21 protein-coding genes and 1 pseudogene are annotated in these 20,073 nt (G+C 72.6%); 15 read left to right on the forward strand and 7 right to left on the reverse strand.

All coding sequences use genetic code 11. The features are described 5' to 3' along the window. The first annotated feature begins 73 nt into the window (after positions 1-73). Positions 74-1,921 (forward strand): glutamine--fructose-6-phosphate transaminase (isomerizing), encoded by a 1,848-nt coding sequence (gene glmS, locus HDA41_RS24500; RefSeq protein WP_184987181.1) that lies wholly within the window; start codon positions 74-76, stop codon positions 1,919-1,921. Positions 1,922-2,008: 87 nt separating this feature from the next. Here glmS and HDA41_RS24505 read toward each other — a convergent pair whose 3' ends face one another. After that, positions 2,009-2,356, reverse strand: a complete 348-nt coding sequence (locus tag HDA41_RS24505) for a hypothetical protein (protein WP_184987183.1) — start codon at positions 2,354-2,356, stop codon at positions 2,009-2,011. A gap of 16 nt (positions 2,357-2,372) precedes the next feature. After that, a complete protein-coding gene (locus HDA41_RS24510; RefSeq protein ID WP_184987185.1) occupies positions 2,373-2,519 on the reverse strand; it encodes a hypothetical protein in 147 nt (48 codons plus the stop codon). Positions 2,520-2,576: 57 nt separating this feature from the next. Between HDA41_RS24510 and HDA41_RS24515 the strand changes: the two genes are divergently transcribed. Both HDA41_RS24515 and HDA41_RS24520 read left to right on the forward strand, forming a co-directional pair. After that, the gene (locus tag HDA41_RS24515; protein ID WP_184987187.1) at positions 2,577-2,948 is read left to right on the forward strand and encodes a holo-ACP synthase; all 372 of its coding nucleotides are present in this window, start codon (positions 2,577-2,579) and stop codon (positions 2,946-2,948) included. 305 nt (positions 2,949-3,253) lie between these two features. Continuing rightward, positions 3,254-3,823 (forward strand): annotated as a pseudogene (locus HDA41_RS24520) (transposase family protein); the annotation flags it as partial. 6 nt (positions 3,824-3,829) lie between these two features. Here the strand turns inward: HDA41_RS24520 and HDA41_RS24525 are convergent. Continuing rightward, the gene (locus HDA41_RS24525) at positions 3,830-4,102 is read right to left on the reverse strand and encodes a hypothetical protein (RefSeq protein WP_184987189.1); all 273 of its coding nucleotides are present in this window, start codon (positions 4,100-4,102) and stop codon (positions 3,830-3,832) included. A gap of 78 nt (positions 4,103-4,180) precedes the next feature. On the opposite strand from HDA41_RS24525, the gene HDA41_RS24530 reads away from it, so the two are divergent. After that, the gene (locus tag HDA41_RS24530; protein WP_184987191.1) at positions 4,181-5,185 is read left to right on the forward strand and encodes a BtrH N-terminal domain-containing protein; all 1,005 of its coding nucleotides are present in this window, start codon (positions 4,181-4,183) and stop codon (positions 5,183-5,185) included. Positions 5,186-5,209: 24 nt separating this feature from the next. On the opposite strand, the gene HDA41_RS24535 is transcribed toward HDA41_RS24530, so the two are convergent. Continuing rightward, the gene (locus tag HDA41_RS24535) at positions 5,210-6,364 is read right to left on the reverse strand and encodes a hypothetical protein (RefSeq protein WP_184987193.1); all 1,155 of its coding nucleotides are present in this window, start codon (positions 6,362-6,364) and stop codon (positions 5,210-5,212) included. Positions 6,365-6,523: 159 nt separating this feature from the next. On the opposite strand from HDA41_RS24535, the gene HDA41_RS24540 reads away from it, so the two are divergent. From HDA41_RS24540 to HDA41_RS24565, 6 genes are all read left to right on the forward strand, one after another. Beyond that, entirely contained in the window at positions 6,524-7,993 is a 1,470-nt protein-coding gene (locus HDA41_RS24540; protein ID WP_184993697.1) for an NAD(P)H-hydrate dehydratase, read from the forward strand. 435 nt (positions 7,994-8,428) lie between these two features. Next, the gene (locus HDA41_RS24545; RefSeq protein WP_376706815.1) at positions 8,429-9,211 is read left to right on the forward strand and encodes a L,D-transpeptidase; all 783 of its coding nucleotides are present in this window, start codon (positions 8,429-8,431) and stop codon (positions 9,209-9,211) included. A gap of 62 nt (positions 9,212-9,273) precedes the next feature. Continuing rightward, positions 9,274-10,443: an alanine racemase gene (gene alr, locus HDA41_RS24550; protein ID WP_184987195.1), complete on the forward strand. Its 1,170-nt coding sequence runs from the start codon at positions 9,274-9,276 to the stop codon at positions 10,441-10,443. Positions 10,444-10,545: 102 nt separating this feature from the next. Beyond that, complete coding sequence (locus HDA41_RS24555; RefSeq protein WP_184987197.1) at positions 10,546-11,805, forward strand: alpha/beta fold hydrolase; 1,260 nt, start codon at positions 10,546-10,548, stop codon at positions 11,803-11,805. Next, a complete protein-coding gene (gene tsaE, locus HDA41_RS24560; RefSeq protein WP_184987199.1) occupies positions 11,771-12,292 on the forward strand; it encodes a tRNA (adenosine(37)-N6)-threonylcarbamoyltransferase complex ATPase subunit type 1 TsaE in 522 nt (173 codons plus the stop codon). Before HDA41_RS24555 ends, tsaE begins: the two co-directional genes overlap by 35 nt. A 142-nt stretch (positions 12,293-12,434) precedes the next feature. Next, positions 12,435-12,611 (forward strand): hypothetical protein, encoded by a 177-nt coding sequence (locus HDA41_RS24565; protein WP_184987201.1) that lies wholly within the window; start codon positions 12,435-12,437, stop codon positions 12,609-12,611. A gap of 88 nt (positions 12,612-12,699) precedes the next feature. Here HDA41_RS24565 and HDA41_RS24570 read toward each other — a convergent pair whose 3' ends face one another. Next, positions 12,700-13,257, reverse strand: coding sequence for a hypothetical protein (locus HDA41_RS24570; RefSeq protein WP_184987203.1), 558 nt, complete (start codon positions 13,255-13,257; stop codon positions 12,700-12,702). A gap of 136 nt (positions 13,258-13,393) precedes the next feature. Between HDA41_RS24570 and tsaB the strand changes: the two genes are divergently transcribed. From tsaB to HDA41_RS24590, 4 genes are read left to right on the forward strand one after another with little or no spacing between them, the layout of a single operon-like run. After that, positions 13,394-14,047: a tRNA (adenosine(37)-N6)-threonylcarbamoyltransferase complex dimerization subunit type 1 TsaB gene (tsaB, locus tag HDA41_RS24575; RefSeq protein ID WP_184987205.1), complete on the forward strand. Its 654-nt coding sequence runs from the start codon at positions 13,394-13,396 to the stop codon at positions 14,045-14,047. Then, positions 14,044-14,574 (forward strand): ribosomal protein S18-alanine N-acetyltransferase, encoded by a 531-nt coding sequence (rimI, locus tag HDA41_RS24580; RefSeq protein ID WP_184987207.1) that lies wholly within the window; start codon positions 14,044-14,046, stop codon positions 14,572-14,574. Before tsaB ends, rimI begins: the two co-directional genes overlap by 4 nt. Beyond that, the gene (gene tsaD, locus HDA41_RS24585; RefSeq protein WP_184987209.1) at positions 14,567-15,673 is read left to right on the forward strand and encodes a tRNA (adenosine(37)-N6)-threonylcarbamoyltransferase complex transferase subunit TsaD; all 1,107 of its coding nucleotides are present in this window, start codon (positions 14,567-14,569) and stop codon (positions 15,671-15,673) included. Before rimI ends, tsaD begins: the two co-directional genes overlap by 8 nt. Next, positions 15,670-15,927 (forward strand): hypothetical protein, encoded by a 258-nt coding sequence (locus HDA41_RS24590; RefSeq protein WP_184987211.1) that lies wholly within the window; start codon positions 15,670-15,672, stop codon positions 15,925-15,927. Before tsaD ends, HDA41_RS24590 begins: the two co-directional genes overlap by 4 nt. Here the strand turns inward: HDA41_RS24590 and HDA41_RS24595 are convergent. Both HDA41_RS24595 and HDA41_RS24600 read right to left on the reverse strand, forming a co-directional pair. Next, the gene (locus tag HDA41_RS24595) at positions 15,878-16,408 is read right to left on the reverse strand and encodes a hypothetical protein (RefSeq protein WP_184987213.1); all 531 of its coding nucleotides are present in this window, start codon (positions 16,406-16,408) and stop codon (positions 15,878-15,880) included. The two genes, HDA41_RS24590 and HDA41_RS24595, sit on opposite strands and share 50 nt — an antisense overlap. A 30-nt stretch (positions 16,409-16,438) precedes the next feature. Beyond that, complete coding sequence (locus tag HDA41_RS24600) at positions 16,439-18,751, reverse strand: beta-xylosidase/alpha-l-arabinosidase (protein WP_184987216.1); 2,313 nt, start codon at positions 18,749-18,751, stop codon at positions 16,439-16,441. Between the two features lie 161 nt (positions 18,752-18,912). On the opposite strand from HDA41_RS24600, the gene HDA41_RS24605 reads away from it, so the two are divergent. Further along, positions 18,913-19,977 (forward strand): LacI family DNA-binding transcriptional regulator, encoded by a 1,065-nt coding sequence (locus tag HDA41_RS24605; protein WP_184987218.1) that lies wholly within the window; start codon positions 18,913-18,915, stop codon positions 19,975-19,977. Positions 19,978-20,073: the final 96 nt, after the last annotated feature.

Raw genomic sequence — 20,073 nt, forward strand, 5'->3', positions numbered from 1 at the left:
ACCCCGGTGAAATTTCCGATTTCGGGCACGCTACGGCCCGTTCGGCGCGGCAATCGACCCTAAGCTGCCGCTCATGTGTGGAATCGTGGGATACGTGGGGCCGCAGTCGGCCCTCGACGTCGTGATGGCCGGACTGAAGCGGCTGGAGTACCGGGGGTACGACTCGGCGGGCGTCGCCGTACTGGCCGACGGCGGGCTGGCGACGGGGAAGAAGGCCGGGAAACTCCTCAACCTGGAGAAGGAACTGGACGGCCGGCCACTGCCGGCCGGTACGACGGGCATCGGACACACCCGGTGGGCCACACACGGCGGACCGACGGATGCCAATGCCCACCCGCACATCGACAACGCGGGCCGGGTCGCGGTCGTGCACAACGGCATCATCGAGAACTTCGCCTCGCTGCGGGCCGAGCTGGAGGAGCGGGGGCACGAGCTGGTCTCCGAGACCGACACCGAGGTCGTCGCGCATCTGCTCGCCGAGGAGTTCTCGTCGTGCGCGGACCTCGCCGAGGCGATGCGGCTGGTGTGCCGGCGGCTGGAGGGTGCGTTCACGCTGGTCGCGGTGCACGCCGACGAGCCGGACGTGGTGGTGGGCGCGCGGCGTAACTCGCCGCTGGTGGTGGGCGTCGGAGAGGGCGAGGCCTTTCTCGCCTCGGACGTCGCCGCGTTCATCGCCCACACGCGGTCGGCGATCGAGCTGGGACAGGACCAGGTGGTGGAGCTGCGCCGGGACGGCGTGACGGTGACGGGCTTCGACGGCCGCCCGGCCGACGTCCGCTCGTACCACGTCGACTGGGACACGTCGGCCGCGGAGAAGGGCGGCTACGACTACTTCATGCTCAAGGAGATCGCCGAGCAGCCCAAGGCGGTCGCCGACACGCTGCTGGGCCGTATCGACGGCTCCGGTTCGCTGACCCTGGACGAGGTGCGGATCCCCGCGGGGGTGCTGCGGGAGATCGACAAGGTCGTCATCGTCGCGTGCGGTACGGCCTTCCACGCCGGGATGATCGCCAAGTACGCCATCGAGCACTGGACGCGCCTGGCGTGCGAGGTGGAACTGGCCAGTGAGTTCCGCTACCGGGACCCGATCCTGGACGCGCGGACCCTCGTCATCGCCATCTCCCAGTCCGGCGAGACCATGGACACGCTCATGGCGCTGCGGCACGCCCGCGAGCAGGGCTCCAAGGTGCTGGCGATCTGCAACACCAACGGCTCGACGATCCCGCGCGAGTCGGACGCGGTGCTGTACACGCACGCCGGTCCCGAGGTGGCCGTCGCCTCCACCAAGGCCTTCCTGACGCAGCTCGTCGCGTGCTATCTGGTCGCCCTGTATCTCGGCCAGGTGCGGGGCACGAAGTGGGGCGACGAGATCCGGGCGGTGATTCGCGACCTGTCCTCGATCGCCGGTGCGGTGGAGCAGGTCCTGGGCACGATGGAGCCGGTGCGGGAGCTGGCGCGCTCGCTCGCCTCGAAGGACACGGTGCTGTTCCTCGGCCGCCATGTGGGGTATCCGGTGGCGCTGGAGGGCGCGCTGAAGCTCAAGGAGCTGGCGTACATGCACGCCGAGGGGTTCGCGGCGGGGGAGTTGAAGCACGGGCCGATCGCCCTGATCGAGGAGGATCTGCCGGTGGTCGTCGTGGTGCCGTCGCCGCGCGGGCGGTCCGTGCTGCACGACAAGATCGTGTCCAACATCCAGGAGATCCGGGCGCGGGGTGCGCGGACGATCGTCATCGCGGAGGAGGGGGACGAGGTGGTGGCGCCGTACGCGGACCACTTGATCCGGGTGCCGGCCACGCCGACCCTGCTCCAGCCGCTCGTGGCCACGGTGCCGCTTCAGGTGTTCGCGTGTGAGCTGGCGACGGCTCGCGGGAACGAGGTGGACCAGCCTCGGAACCTGGCGAAGTCGGTGACGGTGGAGTGAGGGAAAGGGGCGAACGGCCGGTCGCCGTTCGCCCCTTGAGCAGCCGCTCGGCCGCTCAGCCGGCTGGCTGGTCGGCCGGTTGGGCGACTACCAGTTGATGCAGGTCTTCGGGACCCAGCCGTTCACCTTGTCGCCGCCGTAGTACCACATGTTGCTCTTCTTGCCGCAGGCCGTGTACGAGCCGCCCTTGTAGGCCTTGCCGTCGTTGCAGATCCCGCCGCGCTTGCCCTTGCCCCAGATGCCGAGGGCGGTGGCGCTCGTCTTCGGCGAGGTCCGGACCTTGACGGTCTCCTTGGCCTTGACGTTGACGATCGCCTTGCTGCAGTCCTTCGGCGGGGCTGCGGCCGCGGTGCCGGCGGCGGCGACGGTGCCGGTGAGGGCCGTGGCGAAGAGGGCCGCGGCAGTGGCCGCCGTTCCCAGCGACTTGAACTTCATCGTGTGTGTTCTCCCGTTAGCTGCGATGGCGTTCGCTCATCGCGGTCATCGCGAACACTACATAGGGGATACGGGAGTTCATGGACCAGCCCTCCGAGGTCACGCGGCAGCGGTTCCCGTAGCGCTCGCGGTCGGTGAGGCCGTCCCATTCCATGTTGATCATGCCAGTCACCACCGTCGAGGCCGAAGACGGCGCGAGTCTCGCCGTAGGGTGCTGCGCATGAGCATCATCGGGGTCGGGATCGACGTCGCCGAGATCGATCGGTTCGCGGCGTCGCTGGAGCGTACGCCCGCGTTGGCCGGACGGCTGTTCGTGGAGCGGGAGTTGTTGCTGCCCAGTGGGGAGCGCCGGGGTGTCGCCTCCCTGGCTGCCCGGTTCGCTGCCAAGGAGGCCCTGGCCAAGGCGCTCGGGGCTCCGGCCGGGCTGCTCTGGACCGATGCCGAGGTGTGCGTCGAGGACAGTGGGCAGCCCTGGCTGCGGGTGACCGGGACCGTGGCGGCGCGGGCCGCCGCGCTGGGGGTGCGGTCCTGGCATGTGTCCCTGAGCCATGACGCGGGTGTCGCCTCGGCCGTTGTGATCGCGGAGGGGTGAAGGGTGGGGGCCGGGGGGTTGTGAGCTGTTGCTGGTTGAGTGCGTATGAACGCGTTCTGGCGTGTGTAAGTGAGTGTCCGGGCTGCGGCGTGCGCCGTTTTGCGGGGAGGGAACGGGAGTTCCCGGATCGAATGCGTGACCTTTTCGCAGGTGTGGTCGTTGGGTGGGTGACAGGCATGCCCGGGGTGTGGGGAAGGGGGGTCGGGGTGAGTGTGCCGCGTGGGCTTTCGGCGCCGTTCGTCGTCCTTGGCCCGTCGGGGGTGGCGATCCGTACCCGGCTCAAGGGCCTGACCGCTGGGGACGAGGTGATCCGCCTGCTGCACTTCGCCAAGCGTCACGGCCTGAGTCTCGCGATCGAGGATCTGGACTTCCAAGCGGACAAGACCCGGGAGAAGCACGGCAGACGGAAGCGGTTCCGCAAGCTGATCTCCGGCATGCCGGTATCCAGGCTACGGGCACGGCTGGTCTCGATGGCAGCCGAACTCGGCATCACCATCGTGGCCGTCGACCCGGCCTACACCTCGATGTGGGGCGCCCAGCACTGGCAGAAACCCCTCACCAGCAACAAACGCGCCACCACCCGGCATGATGCCGCCTCGGTGGCGATCGGAAGGCGCGCCCTCGGGCACCCGATCCGGCGACGGACGGCACCGCCCCGCACTCACCAGAGCGATGGGTGCGGGCATCGGACCGTCCAGGCCGGACCGGGCACCCGGGGGCGTGAGGAAACCCGCCCCCGCCTTCCCGGACCACGGACACGATCCATGCGCGCCGGATGCGGAGCGAACGCGGGAGACCAGGATGCCCAACACCGTTCGGGGCGTCCGGCTGAGCACGGGTTCTGGCAACAGGACTCACTCCCGCTCAGTCTTTAGGAACGGTCAGGACATGGACCACAGGAGTGTGGCCGTGCCGATGAAGCCCACGGCGCCGAGGGTGGTGCCCGCCGCCGCGGTCCACAAGCGGCCCGTGCCCCGGCGGGCGTAGTGCATGCCCATCACGCCGAACGTGATGGCCAGTGCTCCGGCCAGCACCGTCCAGGGGATCAGGAACGCCCAGGTGCCCGCGGCGGAGAAGGTGCCGAGGACGAGTGCCGTGGGGCCGAGGGCGGTGGCGGGTGTGTCGGTGTCCATGGGGCTGGTCGATCCGGCCATGTTCTGGTCCCCCTTTTTTGAACGAGTTCAAAATCTGCCTCGATTGTAGCGTGCGAGTCCCGTTCAGGAGGGCATGGCATGACCACGGTGAAGGGCGTCGACCCTCGCGGTACGCAGCACTGCGAGACGTCGGCTCTGGGGGTGTTGCTGCGGCACCAGGGAATCGATCTGTCCGAGCCCATGCTCTTCGGGCTCGGATCCGGGCTGTCCTTCATCTACTGGGACAGCAAGAACATGGCCTTTCCCTTCCTCGGCGGGCGGGTCAAGCCCTTCGAGCTCACCAGGAACCTGGCCGACCGGCTGGGGGTGGAGCTGGCGGTCCAGGAGACCGGCTCCGCCCGCAAGGCATGGGAGAACGTGGCGACCGCCGTCGACGCCGGCCGGCCCGTCGGGCTGCAGCTCGACAGCTACCACCTGGACTACTTCACCTCGAAGGCGCACTTCGGCGGTCATGTCGTCGCCCTGTACGGCTACGACGAGCACGACGCCTACCTGGTGGACACCGACCAGCAGGGCGGAGCCGTGTCCACCAGCCTGAGCAGCCTCGCCAGGGCCAGGGCCGCGCGCGGGCCGATGACCGCCAGGCACCGGTCCTTCACGCTCACCGCCGGGGGGAAGATGCCCGACCCTCGGAGCCGGATCGTCCCCGCCATCACCGCCTGCGCCGACGCCTTCCTCGACCCGCCGATCGCCAACCTCGGCCACCGGGGGATCGAGAAGGCCGGGAAGCTGGTCCGCACGTGGCTCCAGCGCACCGACGACCCGGGGCGGGATCTGCCGCAGGCCGCGCGGTTGATGGAGAGGGCCGGTACCGGCGGCGCCCTGTTCCGCAACCTGTACCGCGACTTCCTCGCCGAGTGCGCGGAGTGGCTCGACAGCGGCCGCCTGCGCACCGGGCACGCGCTGTACTCCGAGGCGGCCACCCTGTGGACGGAGGTCGCAGCGCTGATCGGGAAAGCCGGTGAGCCGGGCGATGAGCAGTGCTTGGTACGGGCGGGCGCCGTTCTCTCCGACGTCGCGCGTGTCGAACGCGATGCCATGCGGGCGCTGAGCGGCCTGCGCGGTGAAGCCCCCGCCGGGTGAGGGCGAGGGCTTCACGGGCGGGCGTCAGCAGATCGTCTGGCTGCTGTTCACCCGCGTGATGTTGCGGAACGTCGTGTTCTCACCGCACGGGCTCTCCCTGATGGCCGAGTTGGTGACCGTCAGGTTCTGGACGGTGATGTCCTTGTTGTTGGGGAACTCCGAGCGCGCGGCCAGGCGCAGTTCGCCGCCGCCCGTGATCGTGCCGCTCTGCGCCGCGAGGTTGACGTTGTAGCAGTTCTCGATCAGGACCGAGTTGTTGCCGGTGTTGGAGATCGTCACCTTGTCGATCGTCGCCCCGCCGCTCTCCGAGACGCAGAACACCCCGCGTCCGCCGCCGCGCGCGATGACCTCGCCGACCCGGATGTTGGTCGGGTAGCCGCTGCCGACCCGGCCGTTGCGGTTGGCCATGCGGAAGGCCGCGTAGCCGGTGCCCGTGCCCGCGTTCTCCGCGTCCACCTTGGTGACGTTGGCGTTGATGGTCTGGTTGAGCAGCAGGCCGGACTCGCCGACGTTGCGGGCGGTGACCGTGCCGATGGTGATGCCGTCGACGCCGTAGGTCTCGACCGCGTGGCTGGACGCGCCGGAGACGTAGACGTTGTTGATGCGGACGTTGCGCGTCCACTGGCTGGTGTCGCCGCGGTTGTCGATGCGGATGCCCAGGCCGCGGGAGAGGCGCATGTCTATCTGGCCGAGCACGACGTTCTGGACGTTGCGCAGGAAGATGCCGTAGAGCGGGGTGCCGGTGAGCTTGAGGTTCTGGACCTCCACGTCGCGGGTGCCGCGGGAGTAGACCGGGGCCTGGTCGCCGGAACCGGTGCCGGTGACGTTGATGGTGCCGCAGACATCGAGGACGGTGTAGCTCGGGAGCGAGATGCGTGAGCCCGCCGCGATCGAGCCCGAGCCGCGGACCACGACCCGTTCCTTCGACGTGCGGCCCGACGTGAGGCTGTTGACGGCCGCCTGGACGGCGGCGCGCATGTCGGTGCCGGTGTAGACGGTGCTGCTGCCGCGCCGGGCGGTCCAGTTGCTGCCGCTCTGCACGGCCTCGGCCTGGTAGGAGCCGTCTCCGCAGGCCGTCGCTCGCGTGGGGGCGGCGGTGGCGGGGGCGGTCAGGGTGCCGGCGGCGGTGAGGACGGCGGTGGCACCGGCGGCGGCGAGGAAGGCGACTCTGCGTCCCATGGGGGCCTCGGTTTCGTCGAACGTGGGGGGTGTGCAAGCGCTTTCTGCGCGGCCGGTGAGTCTGGCAAAGGGCAGGCAAAGCGTCAATGGATGCGACACGGTCCGGAGTTGCGCGAGATGCGGGGAGTGGCCGGGCGGTCGTACGGGAAACTCGACCGCATGCGGAGTGCGTACAGCGTGGAGACGGTCAGGACCGCCGAACGGGAGCTGATGGCGCGGCTGCCGGAGGGGGCGCTGATGCAACGCGCCGCCGCCGGACTCGCCGCGGCCTGCGCCGACCTGCTGGGGCGGGTGTACGGGAGCAGGGTCGTGCTGCTGGTCGGAAGCGGGGACAACGGCGGTGACGCGTTGCACGCCGGAGCCCGGCTGGCCCGGCGCGGGGCCGGCGTCACGGCGGTCCTGCTCGCGCCGGAGCGGGCTCATGCGGGGGGCCTCGCGGCGCTGCGGCGGGCCGGGGGGCGGGTCGTGAACGCCGGTGGTGGAGCTGAAGGTGCCGGAGGGACCGCGGGTGCGCCGGGCGTCGAGGCGTTGGTCGAGCGGGCCGATCTCGTCGTCGACGGCATCGTCGGGATCGGGGGGAAGGGCGGGCTGCGGCCGGACGCGGTGCCGTTGGCCGCCGCCGCCGAGCGGTCGCGGGGCGCCGTGGTCGCCGTCGACCTGCCGAGCGGGGTCGACGCCGACACCGGGGAGGTACGCGGCGTCGCGGTGCGGGCCGATCTGACGGTGACGTTCGGGACGCACAAGCCGGGGCTGCTGATCGATCCGGCGCGGGAGTACGCGGGGTCGGTGCGCCTGGTCGACATCGGGCTGGAGCTGCCGGCCGAGCCGGAGCTGGAGGCGTTGCAGCACGCGGACGTGGCGCGGTTGCTGCCGGTGCCGCGGGCCGAGAGCGACAAGTACCGGCGGGGTGTCGTCGGCATCGCCGCCGGGTCCGCGCGCTACCCCGGGGCCGCCGTGCTCGCCGTCGCCGGGGCGCTGCGGGGCGGGGCCGGGGCCGTGCGGTACGTCGGGCCGGCCGGGGACGCCGTGATCACACGGTTCCCCGAGACGCTGGTGTCGGACCAGGGGCCGAAGCATGCCGGGCGGGTGCAGGCGTGGGTCGTCGGGCCGGGGGCCGGGGACGACGCGGCGACGGTGGGGGAGGTGCTGGCGGCGGATGTTCCGGTGCTGGTCGACGCGGACGGGCTGCGGCTGGCCGAGGCGGGGGTCGTCCGCGCGCGGCGGGCGCCGACGCTGATGACGCCGCATGCCGGGGAGGCGGCGGCGCTGCTCGGGGTCGACCGGGGGGAGGTCGAAGGCGGGCGGCTGGCGGCGGCCCGGGAGCTGGCCGGGCGGTACGGGGCGACCGTGCTGTTGAAGGGGTCCACGACGTTGGTCGCCGACTCGGAGGGCGGTGCGGTGCGGGTGAATCCGACAGGGACGTCCTGGCTGGCCACGGCGGGGAGCGGGGACGTGCTGTCGGGGTTGGCGGGGTCGTTGCTGGCGGCGGGGCTTTCCGCGGTGGACGCGGGGAGTGTGGGGGCGTATGTGCACGGGCTGGCCGGGAGGCTGGCGGCGGACGGGGCGCCCGTGGGGGCGCATGACGTGGCGGAGGCCGTTCCGGCGGCCTGGCGGAATGTTCTGGGCTGAGTGAGCGGATGTCCTCGGCCGAGCGAGAGGGATGGCTGGGGGTGGGTGGGGGTCGCCGTGGGGTGGGTCGCCCCCTCCTCCCCTGCCCGTCCCGAGTCCGGGGGCTGCCGCCCCCGGGCCCCCGCTTCGGCCTGGACGGTCTCGTCCTGAAGCGCCGGACTGGCTGGCGTGTGGCTGATGCCTCTGGGTGACCCGTGCCGCGCGGCAACCCCGGGCCGCGCCACCACCCCGTCTCTCTGATCACATGACGAGCAGACGCACCCCGGGCGCGCCCTCGCCCTCCTGCTCACCGCTGTCACCGCGCTGCCCGTCGCAGCCGCCGGTGCCGCTCCCGTACCGCCCGCTCCCGGGCCCCTGGGCGAGCTGGTCCCGGGGGTCGCGCCGGGGCCCGCGCAGCCCTGGTCCGTCGACACGCCCGACCAGGCGCTGCCGCCGGTGGTGTACACGCCGTCCGCCGAGGAGGAGGCCGTCGAGCCGCGCAGGGCGGTGGAGGGGACGTACGCGCTCGTCGAGTACGTGCCGTTGGGCGAGGCGGTCGCGCGGGTCAGCTGTACCGGGAAGGCCGGGCCGTATCAGCGGCAGGTCGAGCGGTGGCTGGGGCTGAGGGTGGACGGGAGGCAGCCGGGGGCCGACTGCCGGGCCATCCGGGCGTTCCAGGTGAGCCGGGGCATCAAGCCGGCCATCGGGTTCGCCGGGCCCGTGACGTGGGCCCGGATACGGTATCTGTCGGCACGCCGGAACCCCAATGCCGACGGTCGGTGCCCGGTGCGGAGCTACCCCGTGGCGTGTGTGGATCTCAGCCGGCAGCTGACCTGGGTGCAGCAGGGGCGGAAGGTCGTGTTCGGGGCGGTGCCGATCCGCGGCGGGCGGGCCGGATACCGGACCCGGGCCGGGTGGCACAAGGTCTGCTGGCGGCACAAGAACCACTGGTCGACGCTGTACAACACGCCCATGCCGTACTCCCAGTTCTTCAGCGGCGGGCAGGCCTTCCACGGCGTCTACGGCAGTCTCAACACCACCGTCGGCTCCATGGGCTGCGTCAATCTCTCCGTCCCCGACGCGCGGAGGCTGTGGAGCGTGCTGAAGAAGGGCGACCGCGTGTTCGTGTGGGGGCGTCGGCCCGGGACCTGGGAGTGCTCCGTTACCTTCGGTGATCTCGCCTGGTGGTGGGCATGTGCCTGGGATGAGGCCGGGGGAGGTGGAACGGCTCCGGAGTGAGTTGTCGGTCGGCGGGGGCCGGTGCCTCGGGCGTGTCGGGCGGCTCTGAGACACTGGGCGCGATGAGCGAGAGAACAGCCCCGCGGACCGCGCCCCTGCGCGCCCGCGCGGAGATCGACCTGGCCGCCCTGCGGGCCAACGTGCGGGCGCTGCGTGCCCACGCGCCGGGCGCGGCCCTGATGGCCGTCGTGAAGTCCGAGGCGTACGGCCACGGGGCTGTGCCGTGTGCCCGCGCGGCCGTCGCCGCGGGGGCGGACTGGCTGGGCACGGCGACGCCCGAGGAGGCCCTCGCCCTGCGGGCCGCCGGGCTGCCGGGCCGCATCATGTGCTGGCTGTGGACGCCCGGCGGACCCTGGCGCGAGGCGATCGAGGCGGATCTCGACGTGTCCGTCAGCGGGATGTGGGCCCTGGCGGAGGTCACCGAGGCGGCCCGCCTCGCCGGGCGGCCCGCACGGGTGCAGCTCAAGGCCGACACGGGGCTCGGGCGGGGCGGCTGCCAGCCCGGGGACGACTGGGCCGAGCTGGTCCGGGAGGCGCTGCGCGCCGAGGCAGAGGGGCTCCTGCGGGTCACGGGGCTGTGGTCGCACTTCGCCTGTGCCGACGAGCCCGGCCATCCCTCCATCGCCGCCCAGCTCGGTCGCTTCCGGGAAATGCTCGCGTACGCCGAGGAGCAGGGCGCCCGCCCCGAGGTCCGGCACATCGCCAACTCGCCGGCCACGCTCACGCTCCCCGAGAGCCATTTCGACCTGGTGCGCACCGGCATCGCCACCTACGGCATCTCGCCCAGCCCGGAGCTCGGCACCCCGTCCGACTTCGGGCTGCGCCCGGTGATGACGCTGTCCGCCTCGCTCGCCCTGGTCAAGCACGTGCCGGGCGGGCACGGCGTCAGCTACGGCCACCGGTACGTGACACCCGGCGAGACCACCCTCGGCCTCGTCCCGCTGGGCTACGCCGACGGCATCCCGCGGCACGCCTCCTCGGCCGGGCCGGTCCTGGTCGAGGGCAAGTGGCGCACGATCGCCGGGCGGGTCGCCATGGACCAGTTCGTGGTCGACCTGGGCGGCGACGAGCCCGCACCGGGCGCCGAGGCGGTGCTCTTCGGGCCCGGGGGCCGCGGCGAGCCCACCGCCGAGGACTGGGCCCAGGCGGCCGGAACCATCGCCTACGAGATCGTGACCCGGATCGGAACGCGCGTTCCTCGCGTCTATGTGAATGAGGAACAGGACGGGTAACTCGCACAGAGGACCGGTCACGAAGAACGACAGGCACCCTGGCAACACCAGCACCAGCAACACACACATCGGCACCAGCATCCCGGCGAAGAGGAGCGGTACGTGAGCGAGAGCAGCGCGGAGGCCGTCGCGAACGCCGCCACCGCGGCCGTCGCGGCCTCCGCCGCGGGGGCGGCGGGGGGCTGGCGCCGGGCGACCGGCATCGCCGGCGTCGCGATAGGCGTGGTGGCCGCGGGCGCGGCCGCCGGTGTCGCCCTGGAGCGGATGACGGTCGGCCGGGGCATGCGCCAGAAGGCCCGGCTCGCCCTCGACTCCGCCGGACCCTACGGCTCGCTGCGCGGCATGCCCGGCAAGGCGTTCTCCGACGACGGCACGGAGCTGTACTACGAGGTCGACGACCTCGACCCGGAGGCCGCCCCCGCCGCTCTCGGCCCGCGCCGCCGGCGCCTCTTCGGCCGCAAGGCCCCCGCCCCCGTCACCGTCGTCTTCAGCCACGGCTACTGCCTCAACCAGGACTCCTGGCACTTCCAGCGGGCGGCGCTCAGGGGCGTCGTACGGACCGTCCACTGGGACCAGCGCAGCCACGGCCGGTCCGGGCGGGGCGTGGCCCAGGGGCGGGGCGAGCCGATCACGATCGAGCAGCTGGGCCGCGACCTGAAGGCCGTCATCGACGCGGCCGCGCCCGAGGGGCCGATCGTGCTGGTCGGCCACTCGATGGGCGGCATGACGGTGATGGCGCTGGCCGACCAGTACCCCGAGCTGGTCCGGGAGCGGGTCGTCGGGGTGGCCTTCGTGGGGACGTCGTCGGGGCGGCTCGGCGAGGTCAACTACGGGCTTCCGGTGGCCGGCGTCAACGCGGTGCGGCGGGTGCTGCCCGGCGTGCTGAAGGCGATGGGGCAGCGGGCCGAGCTGGTGGAGAAGGGGCGCCGGGCCACCGCGGACCTGTTCGCCGGGATCATCAAGCGGTACTCGTTCGCGTCCCGGGACGTCGACCCGGCCATCGCCCGGTTCGCCGAGCGGATGATCGAGAGCACGCCCATCGACGTGGTCGCCGAGTACTACCCGGCGTTCAACGACCACGACAAGACCGAGGCGCTGGTGCACTTCGCCGACATACCGGTGCTCGTCCTGGCCGGAGTGCAGGATCTGGTCACGCCGAGTGAGCACAGCGAGGCCATCGCCGACCTGCTGCCGGACGCCGAGCTGGTGCTGGTGCCGGACGCGGGGCACCTGGTGATGCTGGAACACCCGGAAGTGGTCACCGACCGCCTAGCCGACCTGCTCACCCGTACGGGTGCCGTGCCGGCAGGAGCTACCGTGAAGGGTTATGGAAGCACCAGCAGCACCGCACAACCCGGCTGAGTCCGGATCCGTCCAGATCGTCGTCACGTCCCCCGAGCAGATGCGGGAGCTGGGCCGCCGGCTCGCGAAACTGCTGCGCGCGGGTGATCTGGTGATGCTCAGCGGAGAGCTCGGGGCGGGCAAGACGACACTGACGCGCGGGCTGGGCGAGGGGCTCGGCGTGCGCGGGGCCGTCACCTCGCCGACGTTCGTGATCGCCCGGGTGCATCCGTCGCTGGGCGACGGGCCGCCGCTGGTCCATGTCGACGCGTACCGGCTGTCCGGCGGGCTGGACGAGATGGAGGACCTGGACCTCGACGTCTCGCTGCCCGAGTCCGTGGTCGTCGTGGAGTGGGGCGAGGGCAAGGTCGAGGAGCTGACCGAGGACCGGCTCCAGGTCGTCATCCACCGCGCGGTGGGCGACACGACCGACGAGGTCCGGCGGATGACGATCACCGGTCTGGGGGAACGCTGGGCTTCGGCGGACCTGAGCGTGCTCGCGGCGTAGCTCCCGCGGCGTGGTGTTTTGATGAACGTTCCGACAAGGCGTCGGCAAGATGTTGCGTTCGGTGTCCGGGGCGTGGTCACATGGTATCCAGTCCGTAGTTAGGTGTACCTAACTACGTCCGCCCCGCCTTCGGGAGGCGTCCATGTCGGCTACAGAGAGCAAGGGGCAGCCGCTGCCGTTCGCGGTCGCCGGGGTGTCCATGCGGGACCTGCTGGCGGCGGGCGAGGCGGCGGCGCTGATCTCCACGCCACCGCGGGCTCCCGAGCCGGAGTTCGCCGAGCCGGTCGAGCCGGTGGCGGACCACCGCGAAGCGGCCTAGCGGACGACCACGAAGCGGCCTAGCGGACGACCACGAAGCGGCCTAGCGGACGACCACGAAGCGGCCTAGCGGACGACCACGAAGCGGCCTAGCGGACGACCACGACCTTGCGGCCGATCGTCGCGAACGTCCACATCGCCTCGCCGTCCGCGCGGGACTCGCGGATGCCGCCCGTGCGTACCTCCGGGGCCGGTGCGGCGGTCGAGTCGTCCACGGCCGCGCTGAAGCCGATGACCACGCCGTCCACGCTGGTGAAGCGCACGACGTGCTCGACGGGGACGCCGTCGGAGCCGGTGACCGCGTTCGAGCGGGACGTGACCGAGTAGCTGCCCGGGGCGGGGTCCACCGCGCTCGGGTGGACCCTGAACGTGCGTGTGACCGTCTCGTCCTCGCCGACCAGCCACACCCGGTCGCCGCGCAGGGAGTACACGACCCGCGCGCCCTTGCCGGAGTCTGCGGGCGGCGCGGCGGGGACCTTCCTGGCCCGGGGCGGCGCCTTCGAGACGCCGGCCGCCGGTGCGACGCCCGCCTGCGCCCGGCCCAGGCCGGGCGGGAGGCTCTGTGACGCCTGGTGGGCGAGGTAGCCGACCGTCGCCAGGGCCGCGGCGGTGAGCCCGGCCACGATCCCCGAGCTGCTGACTGCCACCGGCGCCCACCTCCGCGTCGTACGTCCCTGTCGTGCACGGTTCGCCTGCGCGCCGTGACGGTAGGTGACGGTAGCAGCAGGTGACGGCCCGACAGGCGCGGCCGTGCCGGGCCCCGGGGAGCCGTAGGCTGTTTGCGTGCTCTTGCTCGCTCTGGATACCGCCACACCCGCCGTCACCGTCGCGCTGCACGACGGCCGGGACGTCATCGCCTCGTCGAGTCAGGTGGACGCGCGCCGGCACGGGGAACTGCTGCTGCCCGCGATCGACCGGGTGCTCGCCGGGGCCGGTCTGAAGCTCGACGCCGTCACCGGGGTCGTCGCCGGCATCGGGCCGGGCCCGTACACCGGGCTGCGCGTCGGGCTGATGACCGCCGAGACCTTCGGGCTCGCGCTCGGCGTCCCCGTGCACGGCGTGTGCACGCTGGACGGCCTCGCCTACGCCACCGATCTCGCGGGCCCGTTCGTCGTGGCGACCGACGCCCGCCGCAAGGAGGTGTACTGGGCGCGCTACGCCGACTCCCGCACCCGCGTCACCGACCCGGCCGTCGACCGGCCCGCCGACATCGCCGAGCAGGTCGCGGGGCTGCCCGCGGTCGGCGCGGGCGCGCTGCTGTACCCGGACACCTTCCCCCAGGCGCACGAGCCCGAGCACGTGTCGGCCGCCGCCCTCGCCCGGCTGGCCGCGGAGAAACTGGCCGCGGGCGAGGAACTCCCCGCGCCCCGGCCGCTGTATCTGCGCCGCCCCGACGCCCAGGTCCCCAAGAACTACAAGGTGGTCACGCCCAAGTGACCGAGCCCGTGACGTGTGTGCTGCGCGAGATGCGCTGGTGGGACATCGACCGCGTGCTGGAGCTGGAGCGGGACCTCTTCCCCGAGGACGCCTGGTCGCGGGGCATGTTCTGGTCGGAGCTGGCCCATGCGCGCGGGCCGGAGGCGACCCGGAAGTACCTCGTGGCCGAGGCGGGGGAGCGGATCGTCGGGTACGCCGGTGTCGCCTCCTCCGGCGACCAGGCCGACATCCAGACCATCGCCGTCACCCGGGAGTACTGGGGGACGGGGCTGGGCGGCCGTCTCCTCACCGAGCTGCTGCGGGCCGCGACCGCCTTCGAGTGCGTCGAAGTCATGCTGGAGTGCCGTGTGGACAACATCCGCGCGCAGAAGCTGTACGAGCGCTTCGGCTTCGAGGCCATCGGCTTCAGGCGCGGCTACTACCAGCCGGGGAACGTGGACGCCCTGGTGATGCGACTGACCACGAAACCCGACAGCGGCTCCGCCGCGGGTTCGACTTCCGTACGAGGAACCCAGACCAATGACTGACTCACGCGACGAGCCTCTCGTTCTCGGCATCGAGACCTCCTGCGACGAGACCGGCGTCGGCATCGTCCGCGGCACCACCCTGCTCGCCGACGCCATCGCCTCCAGCGTCGACGAGCACGCCCGGTTCGGCGGTGTCGTGCCCGAGGTCGCCTCCCGGGCGCACCTGGAGGCGATGGTCCCCACCATCGACCGCGCGCTGAAGGAGGCGGGAGTCACCGCCCGCGACCTCGACGGCATCGCCGTCACCGCCGGCCCCGGCCTCGCCGGTGCCCTGCTGGTCGGCGTCTCGGCGGCGAAGGCGTACGCCTACGCGCTCGGCAAGCCCCTGTACGGCGTCAACCACCTCGCCTCGCACATCTGCGTCGACCAGCTGGAGCACGGCGCGCTGCCCGAGCCGACCATGGCGCTGCTGGTGTCCGGCGGCCACTCCTCGCTGCTGCTGTCCACGGACATCACCTCCGACGTCCGCCCGATGGGCGCGACCATCGACGACGCGGCCGGTGAGGCCTTCGACAAGATCGCCCGCGTGCTGAACCTGGGCTTCCCGGGCGGCCCGGTCATCGACCGGTACGCCCGCGAGGGCGACCCGGACGCGATCGCCTTCCCACGCGGCCTGACCGGTCCGCGCGATCCCGCCTACGACTTCTCCTTCTCCGGGCTGAAGACGGCCGTGGCGCGCTGGATCGAGGCCAAGCGGGCGGCGGGGGAGGAGGTCCCGGTGCGGGACGTGGCGGCCTCCTTCCAGGAGGCGGTCGTGGACGTGCTGACCCGCAAGGCCGTCCGGGCCTGCAAGGACGAGGGTGTCGACCACCTGATGATCGGCGGCGGTGTGGCCGCCAACTCCCGGCTGCGGGCCCTGGCACAGGAGCGCTGCGAGGCCGCCGGCATCCGGCTGCGGGTGCCGCGGCCCAAGCTGTGCACGGACAACGGGGCGATGGTCGCCGCGCTCGGCGCCGAGATGGTGGCCCGCAACCGCGCCGCGTCGAGCTGGGACCTGTCGGCGGACTCCTCGCTGCCGGTGACGGAGCCGCACGTGCCGGGCCACCACCACGACCACGATCATGTGCACGAGATCAGCAAGGAGAACCTCTACTCGTGACGGTCGCCCTGATGTGGGAGGCGCGGGCGGTGCCCGGTCGGGGCGAGGACCTGCTGGCCTGGGCACGGGCGCAGGAGCTGCCCCGCGCCCCCCTGCGCCGCGAGACCCTGCGCGCCCCCCAGGACCGGGTCCTCGTCATCACCTGGTGGGACGCCCCCTACGACGCCGAGCTGCCCGAACTTCCCGAGCCGGACGGGGAGTTGGTCACGCGGGCCGTGCACCGGTGGCGGTTCGAGTCGGTGGACGCCGGCTGACCGAGAGCTCCCAGGGCCTGCCGTCGACGTGACCCCGCCACAGCAGCAGACCGTGCCTGCGCTCCCAGTGGGCGGCGACCGCGGCCTGGCCCAGCCAGTCGAGAGCCGACCACAGGCAGATCACCGCCGTCCACGGCTCCCACAGGGCCAGCGGCACCGCGAACAGCGTGTACAGCACGAACATCCGTGGGCTGAACGGCCGGTCGCGCAGGAAGCGCTCGGCGGCCGGGGCCGGGTCGGTGCCGTCGAGCCGTACCGCCTTCTCGAAGTCCCGTACGTCGCTGAACCACTTGATCCTGGTGGCCTTGAGGAGCGTCCACACCCCGATGGAGGCGACCACGGCGGCGGCATACAGCCCCAGCCGGCCGGGTTCGGACGGCGGGGAGAAGCCGCGGGCCAGGCCCACGGCCGTCAGGGCGACGGCCGCGGCGGCCAGGACCGAGACGACGGCCCGCAGTTCGTGGTGCACCAGTCTGTCCACGCGCTTCCCCCGGCATCCCCGCGCGGAGGCTCACACCGCCCCCGACACCTCCGTCTCGCACCGCAGCCGCCGGTCGGCGCCGAGCACCCGGGCCGGGCCCGTGAGGGTGAGGTGGGCCGTGTGGCGTACGTCCGTGCTGGACGCCGCCAACCGTAGTTCCAGGGCGCCCGGTTCGACCACCCTGCGGCCGGAACGGTCGGTGAACGCCGAAAGGTCCGTGTGGAAACGGAACAGCACCCGGGCCGCGTCCCCCGGCGCCAGCCGCACGCGCTGGTAGCCGATCAGCCGCATATCGGGCCGGGTCACGGAAGCCACCGGGTCGTGCAGATACAGCTGCACGACCTCCGCGCCTTCGCGGTCGCCCGTGTTGCGGACGGTCACCGAGACGTCGTACGCCCCGTCCGTGCCGATCCGGGCCGGCTCCTCGCCGCCCGTGCCGTCCTCCCAGACGAACGTCGTGTACGAGCGGCCGTGCCCGAAGGCGTACAGCGGGGTCGGGTCGAGGTTACTGACCTCGCCCGCGAGGCCGAGGGGCGGCTGGAGGTACGTCCAGGGCTGGCCGCCGGGGGCCTGCGGGACGCTCACGGGCAGGCGGCCCGACGGGTTCACGCGGCCCGACAGCACTCCCGCCACCGCCGGGCCGCCCTCCTCCCCCGGGAAGAACGCCTGGACGACCGCGCCCAGGCGGCCGTGCCAGCGGCCGAGCGCGTAGGGACGGCCGGTCAGCAGCACCAGCACCACGGGGACGCCCGTGGCGACCAGCGCGTCCAGCAGCTCGCCCTGGGTGCCCGGCAGGGCGAGGTCCGTCGCGTCGCAGCCCTCGCCCGAGGTGCCGCGGCCGAACAGTCCCGCCCGGTCGCCGAGGACCGCCACGCACACGTCCGCCTCGGCGGTGCGGGCGATGGCCTCCTCGAAGCCGGAGGTGTCCGGGTCCGTCACGTCGCAGCCTTGCGCGAACGTCACCTTGGCGTCGGGGAGTTCGGTGCGCAGGGCGTCGAGGACGGTCGGGATCTCGATGCCGGTCGGGACGCCGGGGTGGTGGGTGAGGACGTGGGAGGGGAAGGAGTAGCAGCCCAGCATGGCCAGGGCGTCGGCCGCCCGGGGTCCGACCACCGCGATCCGGGTGTCGGGGGCCAGCGGGAGCAGGCCGTCGGGGTTGTCGAGCAGGACGACGGACTCCTCGGCCAGGCGGCGGGCCAGGATCCGGTTGCCCGTGGAGTCGAGCTCGACCGCGGCGGCCGGCTCGGGGGTCCAGTCCTCGTCCAGCAGGCCCAGTTCGCACTTCTGGAGCAGGACACGGCGGACCGCGCGGTCCACGAGTTCCTCGGGGATCTCGCCCGAGCGGACCGCGTCCACCAGGGGACCGCCGTAGCACTTCAGGCTCGGCAGTTCCACGTCGATGCCGGCCTCCAGGGCCGCGTGGGCCGCCTCGGCCGGGGTGCCGGCGACCCGGTGGAGGGTCTGGAGGAAGCCGATGCCGAAGTAGTCCGCGACGACTGTGCCGGTGAAGCCCCACTCCTCGCGCAGGAGTCCGGTCAGCAGCTCGGGGTCCGCCGAAGCGGGGACGCCGTCCCGCTCCGTGTACGCGGCCATCACCGAACGGGCCCCGCCCTCGCGCAGCGCCATCTCGAAGGGCGGGAGCGTGACGTCCGCGAACTCGCGGATGCCGGCCCGTACGGGGGCCAGGTTGCGGGCGCCGGCCGAGGAGGCGTACCCGGCGAAGTGCTTCAGCGTGGCGACGACCCCGGCCGACTCCAGCCCCCGCACATAGGCCGTGCCGACCGTGCCGACCAGGTACGGGTCCTCGCCGATCGTCTCCTCCACGCGGCCCCAGCGCGGATCGCGTACGACGTCCAGGACGGGCGCGAGGCCCTGGTGCACGCCGGCCGAGCGCAGGTCGTCGCCGATGCGGCGGGCCATCTCCTCGACCAACGGGGGGTCCCAGGTCGCGCCCCAGGCCAGCGGGACCGGGTAGGCCGTGGCCTGCCAGGCGGTGAAACCGGCCAGGCATTCCTCGTGCGCGATCGCCGGGATGCCGAAGCGGCCGGCCTCTTTGATACGGCGCTGGGCGCGGGCCAGGGCCTGCGCGCCGAGCGCCGGGTCGATGGGGGCGGTGCCGAAGGAGCGCGTGAGCTGGCCCAGGCCGCGGGTGATCAGCTCGTCCCAGTCGTAGTCCACGGTCATGTCGTGCTGGTGCGGAGCGACTCCGCCGCCGTCCGTCGCGGCGCCCACCCACACGCCGTACAGCTGGGCGGTCTTCTCCTCCAGGGTCATCCGGGAGAGCAGGTCGTCGACGCGGGCGGTGGCGGGCAGGGCGGGGTCACGCCAGGGCGCGGTGGTCATGAAGCTCCTGTCGGGTGGACGGACGGCCCTCTCACGAAGTGCTCACGAGCGTTTCTCACGCCCGCTTCCACGAATGTTTCGATAAGTATGTCGAATGTTCCGGGAACCTATGGCGCCACGGGGACTTCGTCAAGAGGGCCCGCAGGGATACGATCGCCGCCATGACATCCCCGGAGCCGGTGGAAAGCCGGACGCAAACCCGGACGCAGGGGCGCAGTGCGCAGACCGCGACGCTCGCCGAGATCGCCCGTGAGGCCGGTGTGTCGGCGCCGACTGTTTCGAAGGTCCTCAACGGCCGGGCCGACGTCGCCCCCGCCACCCGGGCCCGCGTCGAGGACCTGCTGCGGGCCCACGGTTACCGGCGCCGCCGCGCGGAGGCGACCCGCTCGCCCCTGATCGACCTGGTCTTCCACGAACTGGAGAGCGCCTGGGCGCTGGAGGTCATCCGGGGCGTGGAGAACGTGGCCCGGGACGCGGGGCTCAGCGTGGTGCTGTCCGAGAGCGCGGGACGGCTCACCCCCGGGCGGACCTGGGCCGACCAGGTCGCCGCGCGCCGCCCGCACGGCGTGATCCTGGTCCTGTCCGGGCTCGACGAGTCGCAGCGGGCGCTGCTGACCAGCCGCGCCATCCCGTTCGTGGTGATGGACCCGGCCGGCGACCCGGGGGCCGACGTGCCCTCGATCGGCGCGACCAACTGGCAGGGCGGTCTCGCGGCCACCCGGCACCTGGTCGAGCTGGGGCACCGCAGGATCGGCGCGATCAGCGGGCCGACGCAGATGATGTGCAGCCGCGCCCGGGTCGACGGCTACCGGGCCGCGCTGGAGACGGCCGGGCTGCCGGTCGACCCCGGGCTGATCGCGAACGGCGACTTCCACCACGAGGCCGGCTACCGGCTGGGCCTGGAGCTGCTGCGCCGCCCGGACCGGCCGACCGCCGTCTTCGCCGGGAACGACCTCCAGGCGCTCGGGCTGTACGAGGCCGCGCGCGAGCTGGGGCTGCGCATCCCCGAGGACCTGAGCGTGGTCGGGTTCGACGATCTGCCGGTGGCGCCCCTGGTCGGGCCGCCGCTGACGACCGTACGGCAGCCGCTGACGGAGATGGCCGAGGCGGCGGCCAAGCTGGTCCTCGACCTCGGTCGTGAGGCCGGTACCCCGGCCGCCACCCGGGTGGAGCTGGCGACGAGCCTGGTGGTGCGCAGCAGTACGGCGGCGCCTGCGGGCGGCTGACTGACCGCTGTTGCTGTATTGACGGGTGTTCCGGGCCCCTCCACACTGCACCGAAGTCAATCGGCTGCACCACCGAAACTTTCGGAGGCACCCGCA

It is taken from the genome of Streptomyces caelestis, assembly GCF_014205255.1.
GTDB classification, from domain to species: domain Bacteria; phylum Actinomycetota; class Actinomycetes; order Streptomycetales; family Streptomycetaceae; genus Streptomyces; species Streptomyces caelestis.